Raw genomic sequence first — 12,165 nt, forward strand, 5'->3', positions numbered from 1 at the left:
AGGAAAAACAGATGGCGCATATCGATCCTGCCGGCGGCTGGCTTCCGCTGACCCAGCCGCAACTCGACTTCTGGGAGGAATTCTCCTTCCATCCCGACGAGCCGGTTTCCACGGTCGCCCACTACATCGATCTTTCCGGTGCGGTGAATGAAAGCGCGCTCCTTCAGGCGATCGCCCGCACGGTGCGCGAATCCGAGGTTCTGTCGATCCGTTTTCGTATCGGTGAGGATGGCGAGACGCCGCAGCAATGCTGCGATGCCGGCCATGCCCCGGTGGTTGAACTTGTCGATCTCCGCACCGATCCGGCGCCCTTTGAAGAGGCGCTGCGACGCATGAACGTCGATGTGGAGGCGAAGCTGGACCTCAGAACCGACAGGCTTTCCGCGCAGCTTCTCTTCCGCATCTCCGATGATCGTTACCTCTGGTATATTCGCGCCCATCACATCGTCGTTGATGGCTATGGGCTGACGCTGGTGGAGCAGCGCTGCGGCCAGCTTTACGGATATTATTGCGGCAAGGGCGAAGCGGGACCGGATTTCCACCCCTTCGCCAGTTTCCTTGCCGAAGAAGATGCCTACAGGCAGAGCCGCCGTTTCGAGAAGGATCGGGACTTCTGGGAGGCCTATCTCGTCGCATCCGCCGATCTGCCCGTGCTGGACAAGGATTGCGAGGATTATGGCGGCGGCGGCCTGCATGCCGATGCGGCCTTGCCGCAGGGTTTCAGCACGAGGCTACAGCAGATAGCCGGCCGTCTGGAAATCGGCTGGCCTGACCTTCTGGTGCTGCTGTCCGGCCTTTATCTGCACCGGGTTTTACCCCGTCCGGACCGTGACGTGCTGACCTTGTGGTTGCCTTTCATGAGCCGTTGGGGCAGCGTCGGTGCGCATATGCCGGCCATGCTCGTCAATATTTTGCCCTTCCATCTCACGATCGAACCGCAGGAAACCGTGAGCGCATTTCTGGCGCGCAATGCCGCCAATCTGCGCAGGCAGCGCCTGCATGGCCGTTACCGCATTGAGCAGATCGCTGCCGACCGGGAAATATCGAAGGGCCGGCGCTTCTTCTTTTCGCCGCTCATCAATGTGCTGCCCTTCAGCGCGCCGGTCTTTACCGGGCTCGGCGTCTCGCGGCATATTCTCGCCAATGGTCCGGGAGACGGCTTCAATCTCACCTTCCGCGGCGAGGATGACGGCAGCGATCTGAACCTGCATATCGATGCGGATTCTGCACTGACGGAGGCCGAGGATTTCGCCCGCTACCGGGAGGAATTGCCAGTGTTCCTCGATGCCATATTGCACGGGGAGACGCTGACGCTTGCGGCGGAAGAGGCGTCCTCGAGCGTCCGTCTGGTGGTTTGAGGGGACGGCCGACAACGCTTTCCCTATACTCCACGTCATCCTCGGCCCTGTGCCGAGGATCTAATCACGTCCAATAAAATCGAGGCGTTGCAGATGCTCGGGACAGGCCCGAGCATGACGGAAACGGGCTTTCAGGACTTCGTCTACGAACTGAACCCGGCTCTGCGCCGCAAAGCCGGGTTTTCCTTGCACAAGTGCAGCTCAGGCGAGCGTCGCCAACACCCTGTTCGAAGCGCCGGCTTCGGCAAAGCGGCTGAAGACGCCGCTGGTGGTGTTGCGCAGCCGCTCGACATCGTCAGGGCCGTAGCGGTCCGAACGGTAGCTCATCAGCACGCGAATGGAGCGCTCGCCGCCGATCATTTCTTCCATCACCTCGAATTGCAGCCCCAGCATGGATTCGTGCTTGTCGGGGTCGATCTGGCGGAACTCCACCGGCTTGCCATCCGGTCCGGCAAGCGTGCCGTTCAGCTTGTTCCTGGCGTGGATCTGGATGAAGACCTCGAACAGATGGTCTCGGCCCGGTGTCATACCAAGCGCCTCCTCGACGAGATCGATCGGGATTTCGCTATGTTCCAGCGAGCCGTTGATGGTGTTCTTCACCGAAGAAATCAGGTCGCCGACGGTCATGGTCTCGTCGAAACGCACGCGATGGGCGACGACCGTGGTGAAATAACCGATCGTATCGAAATAACCGCTATCGGTGCGGCCCGAAGCCGAGGTGCCGACCACGAGATCGCTCAATCCGCCAAGATGACGCAGCGATGCGGCTATGGCGGCGTAAACCACGTTGAACAGCGAGGCGCTGTTCTGCTTGGCAACGGCGTAAAGCCCGTCGCTGACGTGTTTTTCCAGCTTGAATTCGACCCAGCCGCCCGCCGGTGCTTCGTCCTGCGGTGCCTCGTGCAGCGTGCCATCCTGTCCGTTGAGGGCAAGGCCTTTCGGCGCATCCCGCAACATATCGGTCCAGTAGGCAAGGTGGCCGGCATTGACGCCTGAGGCCACCTGTTTTCTGGCGAATTCATGGAAGGGCGCAGGTTTGGTTGCAAAGATCGGGGCCTTGCCCGCCGCTCTTGCCCGGTAGGCTTCTGTCAGTTCGTCCATCATCAGGTTCACTGACCATTCGTCCAGCACGATGTGATGGAAGAGGAAGGACAGCACCTGCCTGCCGGTCTGCGCATCACGCAGGAAACGCAGCCGCATCGGCAGTTCACGCTCAAGATCGAACCGCCAGCCGGCTTCCGCATGCCGATCCACACCTTCGCTTTCTTCACTGGTCCAGAACCACTTGTAACCGGGCAGGTCATGCATCGGCACGATCTTCTGCAGAACCGTGTCGTTTTCGACGTAGAAATGGGTGCGCAGGCCGGGATGGCGCTCGATGATGTCGAGGAAGGCGCATTCGAAAGCGTTTTCATCGACGGGACCAAGGAAATCGAGCGCGAAGGGGATATTGAATATGTCGCCGAAGCCGAAGGCGGCATAGGCCTTCCAGAGCGACATCTGCGCCAGAGAAAGCGGCGCGGTCAACGAGCCGGTTTCCGTTGCTTGCGCATGTGCGGGCGCTGCAGTTTCGAGGCGGGTCGCCTGTGTGGCAAGCGCGGCGGCGGTTGGATAGCTGAAAAGGTCGTTGAAACGCAGCTCTATGCCGTGATTGCTGAGCAGACGTCCGATGATGCGGGTGGCGATCAGCGAATGACCGCCAAAATCGAAGAAATCGTCGTCCGGGCCCATATCGGGTGAGGCAAGCGCCTCGCGGAATTCGGCAAGGATGGTCGCGGTGGTGGCGTCATCGCCAAGGCCGGTGGATAGGCGAGCCGCCTGCTCCGGTGTTGCGGAGGCATTTTGAGGTACGATGGCGGAAAAATCTGCGCCGCCTTCGAGATGGCTGACGAAACGCTCCAGCAGGAAGGCCGTCGCATGCGGCGACATTTCCTTACCGCCCGTCAGTTCGAGACGGATGTCACCGGCGACTGTCGGGCCGGCGGCAAGGGTGAGACCAAGACCGGATTGCAGGGAGGGCAGGAGCAGGGGTTCGAACTGGAGGCCATGCTCCGATACGGGCTGAACGGGTGCCGCCAGCGCATGAAGTGTGAAGGTGGCGGGCTCGTCATCATTGTCGTTTCGCTGTTCCAGTCCAGCCAGTACGGCTTTTTCAGCCTGTTCGGGCGATTGGTGACGCGAGATCGATATCCGTGATGCAGCCTCCGCTGAAGGTGGTGTGGGGGCGTCGGGGTGCAGGCGGAGCATCACGGTTTCCGGACCGTCGCCTGCCGCTAGGAACAGAGCGAAACGCGCACCGGCACGCGCCAGAAGCGCATTCGTCGCAGTAGAGCCGTTGAGGCCGAGCAGGGTGGCGGGAAGATCGACGCCGTGGCTGTGGCTTGCCGGCCTCTCCAGCCTGTTTTGCCGCAACGTCACGATGGCTGAGCCGGAGACCGGGCGCTGCAGCCAGCCGAGTGGAAGCGGGTTGATGCCACCATCTTCGAACTTGCGAGCGGAAAGCGGCTTCGGTGTCTCACCGGCATAGGCGGCGGAAATGCCATCCAGCAATATCTTTGGCGAGAGAACTTCGCCAAGCAGGCCGTGGACCAGAAAGGCCAGCAGGATTTCCCCTTCATTCAATAGTACCACCGCCTGGAAGGACGGGTCTGTTTCGGCATCGAAGGGCCTTGCCTGAAGGTCGTGCAGAAGGGCGAGGGCTTCTGCTGATGATGGCACCTGCAGCAATTGCACATCGGATGCGGACAGGGTTTCGATATTTTTTGAAAGGGCGCCATCCTCTCCGAAGGCAAAGCGTGCGCGAAGCTCGGGCCAGGCTTCGCAAATCGTCTTCAGCGCTGCGGTCAGGCGCAACAGGTCGCATTCTTCGCCGATGCGGTAGGCGAGAAGATGCCGGAAGACCTGATCGGGATCCTGAAACTGCTTAAACCAGATCCGCTCTTCGTATTGGCTCGGCGGTACTGCGTCGCCTCTGTCAAAGCTTTCTTCGATGCGACGTGCGAGCATACGCGTATTGTCTGCTGCCATGGTCCTCTCCTTGGACATGTTCTGGAAAATGTTCAGGGACATCGCGCCGGGCGCGAAAAATCCTGTTGGCGGGGGTCAGCCTCCCACGCGCGCCCGTTCGATCAACGCCTGCCAGGCAGCAAGCGTGGGCTGCCGGGCCAGGTCGTCATAGTCGAGACGCGTTCCGGCAAGCTGCGAAAGCGGCGGGATGAGGCGCATGAGGGCAAGCGAATGAAGCCCATGACCGAACAGGTTGTCCCCCGGTTCGATATCGCGCACCTCATCCTCCAGAACTCCGGCAAGAAGGGCCTTGAGGTCCGTCAGCATCGTTCCCGCCTCCCGCATCACACCCGACGTGATTGCCGGTTCATTCATCGAAATGATCGTGCACGCCGCTGGCGCCCCGCCGCCAGTAACCGGAGGCGCGTGTCCATTTGGGGTTTGCGCCGAATTCTTCGATCAGGAGGGCGCGAATCTCCTTTGCGGTCTTCGATTCGCAGGCAACCCAGCTGAAGAAATCGCCCTTCGGCAGATCGAGTTTGCGCAGCGCGCCCGTCAATGCGTCGTGATCGGTTCCGCTTGTGGTGTTTTGCGTCACCCAGACGATCGAAGCGTCAGCCTTCGTGGCGATGTCCAGGCGGTCCGCATCCGTCTCGACCTCGATCAGCGCCACGGCCCGTGTGCCTTCAGGCATTTCTTCAAGCCGTCGGGCCAGCGCAGGAAGGCCGGTATCGTCGGCGATCAGCAGATGCCAGTCATAGGTGAAGGGAACGGTGAAAGAGCCGCGTGGACCGGCAATCCACCCCCTGTCGCCCACTTTGGCGGCTTTTGCCCAGTTGCTGGCGGGGCCGTCATGATGGGTGGCGAAATCGATGGCGAGTTCGCCCTTTTCGGCATCGAAGCTGCGCGGCGTATAATCGCGCGCCAGCGGGCGCGGCGCGCCTTCCGGGAATTCAAGGCCGTTCGGGCCGATCACCGGCAGGTTCGGCTCGGTTTGGCCGGGAAGCGGGAAGAACATCTTGACGTGGTCGTCAAAACCGAAGCTGGCAAAACCCTCCAGTTCCGGTCCGGTGAGGACGATGCGCACCATGGACCGGCTGAGCTGTTCCACCCGCGCAACATCGAGGCAGCGCAGCTTGACGGCGTGGCGATGACGTTTCGGAGTACGGTCCGGAACGGCGGTTTCAATGCTGTCGGTTATGCTCATGCTGTTGTCTTTCGTGGGATGTTGCCGACGGGTTCGGCTGTCTCGCTGTCCCGGATCGGCGTGCGGGATGATCGCTAATCGGAAGTGTTATCCGGCGCGATAATCCGGCATCGTTGCGTCAAGATGTGCAAACCATAACAGGCGCTTCCGGCTGTCGCAATATAACTTTACATAAAAACTCAAGTTTATAGCCGGCGCATGAAGTACGCGCCGGTATTCGCCGTTTTCGAGAAAATCAGGGGCGGGCCGCCCAGCCTTCCACCGCGTCCAGCGTGTGCAGGGCGCTGGGAATGGAAGGCGTCGTGACCCTGGTGGAATCGAGGAACACGATCCTGCCTTCGCGGGCCGGTTTCACGAAACGTTCCCAGCCGGGAATGATCTTTTCCAGTGCCGCGCGCGTTCCGGCCTCACCCCGCGCAGGGCTCGTATAGCTGTTCATCACCACCAGCAGATCAGGATTGAGCTTGCCGAAAGCCTCGGCACTCAGCGGCATGGTGAGGGTGGAGCCAAGTCCGCCGGAAGAGGCGGCGTTATCGATCTTTAGCCGGGCATAACCCAGATCCTCCAGTGCCTGCACCGCGCCGGACATGTCGCCAACCGCATTGATCTGGTCGGTCAGCAGGATCGCCAGATAGGTCTTGCCTTTGACATCTTCGCCCAGCGTCTTTTTGACGGCGGCAAGTTTGGTGTCATAGGCCTTCCGGCGTTCGGCGAAAGCGTCGCTCCGTCCCACGAGACCGGCAAGATTCTCCTCCACGCTGAAACCATAGGCATGGCCGGTGCTGACCTTTTGCAGATAGACGGGGGCGACGGTGGAAAGCTGTTCGGCCTTGCCGCCATCCATTTCCGTTGCCACGATCAGATCCGGTCGCAGCGCCCGCAGCTTTTCGAGATCAATCTGGCCGACAGCGCCAAAACCTTTGGGTTTCGTGCGGCCTTCGCCAAGGACGGTATCGATAAAATCGACGGCGGTGGCGAATTTGCCGTCGCTATTGCGGCCATAGGCGCCAACCACATTGGCGCCGAGATCCATCAGCGGCACGCCCAGGAGCGGCTCATGCATGACAACGATGCGTTGCGGCTTTTCCGGAACGGAGACGGTGCGGCCGGCGGCATCGGTCACGTTGCGCTCGGCGGCAAGGCTCGTTCCAGCGGCCAGAAAGGCGGCGAGTAGGATGGCAATTCGCATGGCATTCCCTTTATTCAGTTCATTCAATGGCTGTTGGTTCTGCGCAGCGCCTGCAGGCGCAGCGTGAGGATGAAAAGCGGTACACCGATCAGCGTCAGTGCAAGGCCGATCGGCATCGGCGTATCAGCCACCAGCCCGCGCGACAGCGTATCGGCGGTTACCACCAATATGCCGCCGGTGAGCCCCGAGAGAAAAAGCCTGGCGCGGCCGACGGCGGGCGAAACGAAAGTGGCGAGATGCGGGGCTATGACGCCGAGAAAGGTGAGCGGGCCGACCGCGGTGACGGATGAGGCACTGAGGATGACCGCGAAAACGATGACGAGCGGGCGCGAATGCCTGACGGTTTCGCCAAGCGCCATGGCCATCTCGTTGCCGAGATCGAAGACCGCAAGTGCCCGACCGAGCAGAAAGATGCCGGCGAGACTTGCGGCAAAGAGGGGCGCAAAAACGAGATTGGTGGACCAGCTTGCCTGAAACAGCGAACCCGCCATCCAGTCGGCCAGTGAAAGTGAAGTTTCCGCCGGCGTGTAGAGCAAAAGCACAGAGGAGACGGATGAAAGGGCGGATTCTATCGCTATCCCCATCAGCAGAATGGCAAGTCCGCTGGAGCGTTCACGTCCAACGAGGGCGATCAGGAGGAAGGCCACTGCCAGACCGCCGCCGACGGCCGCAAGCGCTACCATGGTTTTTGGCGCGGCCGGCACCAGCACCAGAAGCAGCATGATAGTGGTCATCGACCCCTGGCTCAGACCGAACAGGCCGGGATCGGCGAGAGGATTGCGGGCGACGGATTGCAGCATGGCGCCTGCCAATGCCACACTCCAGCCGGCCATGAAGCCGAGCAGAATGCGCGGCAGCCGCACCGTCCACAGCGCATAGGCCTGATCGTCGCCCAGATGCCCGCCGGCAAGGCCGTGCAAAAGGTCGAATAAACCTGTTTCAGTATTGCCGAGGCTAACGGATATGGCGGCGAGCACAAGCGCCAATCCAACCAGCGCGAGGCCGGCCTTCAGATTGCCGATGCCGATTTGCAGGCCGCTCGGCAGCCTGAGTACCGCTTTGCCGTCGGTGGCGAAATGCCGTTTCATGACAGCCCCCTCTGCGAAGGCGAAAGATAAAAGCGCTTGACGATGACGATGAAGACGAGGCCTCCGAGCAGATCCATGAACAGCCCGGTATTGACCACATAAGGCGCAAACAGGGTCTGTGCGCCAAGATCGGCCAGCACGCAGAGCCCTGCGCCGACAAGAGCGGAGGCCGGTAGGGCGAGTGTGAAATTCACCCCCACCAGCGGTCGGATCATATGCGGCACGATAAGGCCGACGAAGCCAATCGGGCCACAGATCGCCACCGCCGAGCCCGATGCCAGCATGGTGGCAAAAAGCGCGACCCGGGAAATACTTGTCACGTTCACACCGGCGGAGGCGGCTTTTTCCGCGCCCAGCAGAACGAGCGTCAGCGGCCGGGCGACCAACAACAATATCGCCAGCGCAATGGCTCCAATCCACCAGAAATCGATGAGCCGCGCGGCATAGACGTGGTTGATATTGCCGCCCACCCAGCTCAGAAATTCGCTGCGCCGTGTAGGGTTTGATAACAGCAGGGCATTGGTCACGCCGATCAGCAGCATCGAAACCAGGGCACCGGCGAGGATGAGCGACAGGCCGCGCGGATCGTTCGACCGACCGGCAAGACGGGCGACGAGGAAGCAGGCGCCAAAGCCGAGACCGGCGCCGACGAGTGCCGCTAATCCCTGCACCTCCGGAGAAAAATCGAACACCAGCGCGCCGGCAACCACAAAAAGCGTCGCGCCGGCATTCAGGCCCAGAGTGGAGGGCGAGGCGAGGGGATTGCGGACAAGCCCCTGCAGCACGCAGCCGCTGACGGCGGTGGTGGCGCCCACGTAAATCGCGATCAGCGAGCGCGGGATCTGCTGGTAGAGAAGTACCGACTGTTCATAGGTGTCGGCCTCGCCGCGCCAGAGCGTTGCGGCGATTTCGGCAAGCGGCATGTCGCCGCTCATAACGAGCAAATTAATAGTGAGAATGGCGGCCAGCAGCAGCGCGGCGGCAAAAATCAGCGTTATTTTCGAGGTCATGCCGGAATGGCCTGTTCCTGCCGCTCCAGCCGGGGCACGCAGATGAGCCGTCCCTGACGGGAGAAGATATCGGCTTCGAGATCGAAGACCTCCGCGACATTTTCAGGGGTGACCGTTTTTTCAATCGGCCCTGACGCCAGAACCCGTCCGGCTTTCAGCATGATGACATCATCAGCGAAAGTGGAGGCGAGGTTGAGATCGTGCAGCACGACGATAACGGTTTTGCCGTGCCTGTCGGTCAATTCGCGCACGAGGCCGAGAACGGCATATTGATACTTCATGTCGAGATGGTTGACCGGTTCGTCCATCAGGATCACGTCGGTATCCTGCGCCAGCACCATGGCGATGAAGGCGCGCTGGCGCTGGCCGCCGGACAGCGTGTTGACCTGTGCTTTCGCCTTGTCTTCCAGCCCGACGGTCCTCAGCGCCTCGGCAAAAAGCGCCCGGTCGCGTTCAGTCGGGCCGCCTGCAAGACCGTATCGCGCATAACCGGCGAGCTCGATCAACTCGCCAAGCGTCATATAGTCAGGGCAATGGCATTCCTGCGGCAGATAGGCGATACGGCGGGCGAGTTCCCGGCGTCCGATTTCGCTGATCGAACGCTCGCCAAGCCTTATTTTGCCTGATGACAAAGGTAGGAAACCCATGATGGTTTTCAACAGCGTCGACTTGCCGCAACCATTCGGGCCGACCAGCGCCGTCACCCGCCCGGCTTGGAAACGGGCAGACAGTCCCTTCAAGACGGGGACGTGTCCGTAGCTGGCGTGAAGGTCTGTCGCATCAAGCACCGGATACAACTCCTGTTATTCATGCGGCCATGCGTCGAGACGCCGCACAGCCGTTATAAGTATTTGAACTTAAATATCGATCTTGCGAAAAACGGGTCCCGTTCAGGCAAGCGCGACGCTCTGATCTTGAAGCGACACTAAACTATAGTAAAACTCTCCACAAATCGAAATTTGCCGATTCAACCCGCGGATTTCTTGCCCGTTATTTCAATCGAGGTGCATCATGTCAGTCGCAGCCAAGCTCCATGTCGGTATGTCGCTGGCCCCAACCTGGCTCAGTGGCGAGGCGTGGCGGCGCGCGGACAGCGATATAAGTGGGGTGTTTTCCAGCGATTATTTCGTCGATCTTGCCCAGCGCGCCGAGGCCGCATATGTGGATTTCGTGTTTCGGCCCGATACGCTTTTTCTGCGTACCGAGGGGCTGGAGACCGGCGGCGGATTTGCCAGCATGGACCCGACCATGCTTCTCGCCGCAATTGCCCGGGAGACCAGTCGCGTCGGCCTGTTATCCACCGTTTCGACGACCTTTTTGCCACCCTATGTGGTTGCTCGCCAGATTCAGTCACTGAACTGGCTGAGCAACGGCCGGGCGGGGTGGAACATCGTGACTGCCCTTGAAGGCCACGAAAATTTCGGCCTCAAGCAAATGCCGTCGTCGCAGGAGCGCTATGAACGCGCCGCCGAATTCACGCAGGTGGTGCGGCAGCTCTGGGCAAGTTTTCCGAACGAGGCGTTGAAGCTCGACAGGGAAAGCGGGCGGTTTGCCGATTCCTCGCTGGTGCGGCCGGTGGCACATGAAGGGCCGCATTTCAGCGTCAAAGGCCCGCTCAACCTGCCGGCCCATGCCAGCCGCATTCCGCTGGTGCAGGCGGGCGCTTCTCCCGAGGGCCGTGATTTCGCCTCGTCGGTGGCGGATGCGGTTTTTGCCTCGACGCCGGATATGCAGGCGGCCATCGAACTCAGGGCGGATTTGCGCCGCCGGGCCGAGGGGCATGGCCGCAGGGCGGACGAGGTGAAGCTGATGCCGGGCCTCAGCCTCTATCTGGCGAGCAGCCGAAAGGAGGCGCTGGAACTCTTTGCGGAGACCCATGCGCGCGCCAACCGCGCCCGCGCCTTTGCCTCCATTCGCGATATGACGGGCCTTGATCTTTCGGAGTGGCCGCTCACGCGGATCGTCACCGCTTCGGATCTGCCGCTGCCGCCTGAAACACCGAGAAGCCGCACCCATGCCAACCTTTTACGCCGGCTGATCGAACGGGAGACCCTGAGCGTCGCAGACCTGCTGAAACGGCCGGAAGTGATGGGGTCTGGCCACTGGCAGATCATCGGCACCGTGGAGGATGCTTTTGAAACCATTCGGGAATGGGCGCAGGCCAGTGCGATAGACGGTTTTGTCGCGGTGCCTGGCGGGTCTGTCGCTTCGATGCGGCTGGTATTGGAGCAGCTGCTTCCCAGGCTTGGCGATGCCGGGCTTTTCCGCACCGGCTATTCCGGCCACACATTTGCGGACCATCTGGCCGAATAGGTTTACGATCCGCCGGATTCGCTCGTCGCTTTTGTGGCTGCTTCGAGCAGTCGCGAAAAATGCCCTTCGGCCTCGGCTGTCGCCAGGAAGGATACGGTGGTGGCGACGCAACAGATTTCGCGCTGGGCATCGAAAACCGGGGCCGCCTTGCCCGTCAGGGCCGAAAACAGATGCTCGTTGAGTTCCGCACCGCCTGCCTCGCGGATGGCGTTGAGAACCTTCGCCTCGGGGCGTGAGCCGCGAAAGGTGGCCGGCTGCAATTTGCGCACGGCGGCAATTCTATCCGGTGGCAGGTAAGCCTGAAAAACCAGTCCGCAGGCGCTGTTGTCCAGCGGCAGAACATCACCGAGCGCTACGGTACTGATGGAGAAGCTGGCGCTCCTGTGCCATTGCACTACGGCCGGGCCGCGATCGGTCCAGATCGCCACACCGCAGCTGGCGCCGATCTGCGAGGCCAGATTTTTCATCTGGCGACCGGCGGTCTCTACCGGATTGATTCGTCTCAGCGCGCTTATGCCTATCCCCAGCGCCGCCGGCCCGAGATCGTAGCAACCGCTTGCGGGGTCCTGGGTCACCAGTTCTTCCCGCACCAGGCTCTGCATATAGCGGTGCGCGGTCGAACGGCCGGTGCCGGCGCGTTTGGCCAGTTCGCCAAGCGCGAGTGCCGTATCTGATTTTGCGAGAAGGTCGAGGAAACGCGCCGCGATCGATACGGATTGAATGAGCGCTGAGCGCTTCTCGCCCTCGTTTTCCGGCAGATCATCGGCATCGTCATTCATGACCTTCAAGCCTATTCCCCTTGTACGGCCCAAATTGTATGGCATCGGAGATGCCTAACGCATCGGCCGGGAAATCGGAATTGATTTCTGGCAGGAAAACAGGCCGTTGCGACGCTTTGCCAGCCTTGGTGCTAAGGGTGGTCGATAAACTTTGTTGTAAATATGGCACATCCCGTTACGGAACCCCGATTGTCCGCAATGCAGAACGTATTCTC

The 12,165-nt window shown here is 61.0% G+C and carries 10 protein-coding genes; 2 read left to right on the forward strand and 8 right to left on the reverse strand.

The window, feature by feature from the left end; translation table 11 throughout:
• Positions 1-11: 11 nt before the first annotated feature.
• Positions 12-1,358 carry a condensation domain-containing protein gene (locus AKG12_RS13945; protein ID WP_052819256.1) on the forward strand — a complete coding sequence of 449 codons (1,347 nt, stop codon included), beginning with the start codon at positions 12-14 and terminating at the stop codon, positions 1,356-1,358.
• Between the two features lie 201 nt (positions 1,359-1,559).
• Here the strand turns inward: AKG12_RS13945 and AKG12_RS13950 are convergent, their stop codons facing one another.
• From AKG12_RS13950 to AKG12_RS13980, 7 genes are all read right to left on the reverse strand, one after another.
• Positions 1,560-4,385 (reverse strand): condensation domain-containing protein, encoded by a 2,826-nt coding sequence (locus AKG12_RS13950; protein WP_052819257.1) that lies wholly within the window; start codon positions 4,383-4,385, stop codon positions 1,560-1,562.
• 75 nt (positions 4,386-4,460) lie between these two features.
• On the reverse strand, positions 4,461-4,739 hold the full coding sequence (locus tag AKG12_RS13955) for a phosphopantetheine-binding protein (RefSeq protein ID WP_052819258.1): 279 nt from the start codon (positions 4,737-4,739) through the stop codon (positions 4,461-4,463).
• Complete coding sequence (locus tag AKG12_RS13960) at positions 4,732-5,571, reverse strand: siderophore-interacting protein (protein WP_052819259.1); 840 nt, start codon at positions 5,569-5,571, stop codon at positions 4,732-4,734. The genes AKG12_RS13955 and AKG12_RS13960 overlap by 8 nt, the downstream gene beginning before the upstream one ends.
• Before the next feature lie 235 nt (positions 5,572-5,806).
• Positions 5,807-6,760: an ABC transporter substrate-binding protein gene (locus AKG12_RS13965; protein ID WP_052819311.1), complete on the reverse strand. Its 954-nt coding sequence runs from the start codon at positions 6,758-6,760 to the stop codon at positions 5,807-5,809.
• A gap of 23 nt (positions 6,761-6,783) precedes the next feature.
• Positions 6,784-7,848, reverse strand: coding sequence for a FecCD family ABC transporter permease (locus AKG12_RS13970; RefSeq protein WP_052819260.1), 1,065 nt, complete (start codon positions 7,846-7,848; stop codon positions 6,784-6,786).
• The gene (locus AKG12_RS13975; protein WP_052819261.1) at positions 7,845-8,858 is read right to left on the reverse strand and encodes a FecCD family ABC transporter permease; all 1,014 of its coding nucleotides are present in this window, start codon (positions 8,856-8,858) and stop codon (positions 7,845-7,847) included. The genes AKG12_RS13970 and AKG12_RS13975 overlap by 4 nt, the downstream gene beginning before the upstream one ends.
• Positions 8,855-9,655: an ABC transporter ATP-binding protein gene (locus tag AKG12_RS13980; protein ID WP_052819262.1), complete on the reverse strand. Its 801-nt coding sequence runs from the start codon at positions 9,653-9,655 to the stop codon at positions 8,855-8,857. The genes AKG12_RS13975 and AKG12_RS13980 overlap by 4 nt, the downstream gene beginning before the upstream one ends.
• 214 nt (positions 9,656-9,869) lie before the next feature.
• On the opposite strand from AKG12_RS13980, the gene AKG12_RS13985 reads away from it, so the two are divergent.
• A complete protein-coding gene (locus AKG12_RS13985) occupies positions 9,870-11,171 on the forward strand; it encodes an NtaA/DmoA family FMN-dependent monooxygenase (protein WP_052819263.1) in 1,302 nt (433 codons plus the stop codon).
• Between the two features lie 2 nt (positions 11,172-11,173).
• Here AKG12_RS13985 and AKG12_RS13990 read toward each other — a convergent pair whose 3' ends face one another.
• Complete coding sequence (locus tag AKG12_RS13990; RefSeq protein WP_052819312.1) at positions 11,174-11,950, reverse strand: IclR family transcriptional regulator; 777 nt, start codon at positions 11,948-11,950, stop codon at positions 11,174-11,176.
• Between the last annotated feature and the right edge of the window lie 215 nt (positions 11,951-12,165).

This window comes from Agrobacterium sp. SUL3 (assembly GCF_001263295.1).
Taxonomy (GTDB): domain Bacteria; phylum Pseudomonadota; class Alphaproteobacteria; order Rhizobiales; family Rhizobiaceae; genus Agrobacterium; species Agrobacterium tomkonis.

What these genes read in the sequence shown, in the direction of transcription:
- AKG12_RS13945 (WP_052819256.1), top strand. Translation starts at nt 12, where the DNA reads ATGGCGCATATCGATCCTGCCGGCGGCTGGCTTCCGCTGACCCAGCCG.
- AKG12_RS13950 (WP_052819257.1), bottom strand. Translation starts at nt 4,385, where the DNA reads ATGGCAGCAGACAATACGCGTATGCTCGCACGTCGCATCGAAGAAAGC.
- AKG12_RS13955 (WP_052819258.1), bottom strand. Translation starts at nt 4,739, where the DNA reads ATGAATGAACCGGCAATCACGTCGGGTGTGATGCGGGAGGCGGGAACG.
- AKG12_RS13960 (WP_052819259.1), bottom strand. Translation starts at nt 5,571, where the DNA reads ATGAGCATAACCGACAGCATTGAAACCGCCGTTCCGGACCGTACTCCG.
- AKG12_RS13965 (WP_052819311.1), bottom strand. Translation starts at nt 6,760, where the DNA reads ATGCGAATTGCCATCCTACTCGCCGCCTTTCTGGCCGCTGGAACGAGC.
- AKG12_RS13970 (WP_052819260.1), bottom strand. Translation starts at nt 7,848, where the DNA reads ATGAAACGGCATTTCGCCACCGACGGCAAAGCGGTACTCAGGCTGCCG.
- AKG12_RS13975 (WP_052819261.1), bottom strand. Translation starts at nt 8,858, where the DNA reads ATGACCTCGAAAATAACGCTGATTTTTGCCGCCGCGCTGCTGCTGGCC.
- AKG12_RS13985 (WP_052819263.1), top strand. Translation starts at nt 9,870, where the DNA reads ATGTCAGTCGCAGCCAAGCTCCATGTCGGTATGTCGCTGGCCCCAACC.
- AKG12_RS13990 (WP_052819312.1), bottom strand. Translation starts at nt 11,950, where the DNA reads ATGAATGACGATGCCGATGATCTGCCGGAAAACGAGGGCGAGAAGCGC.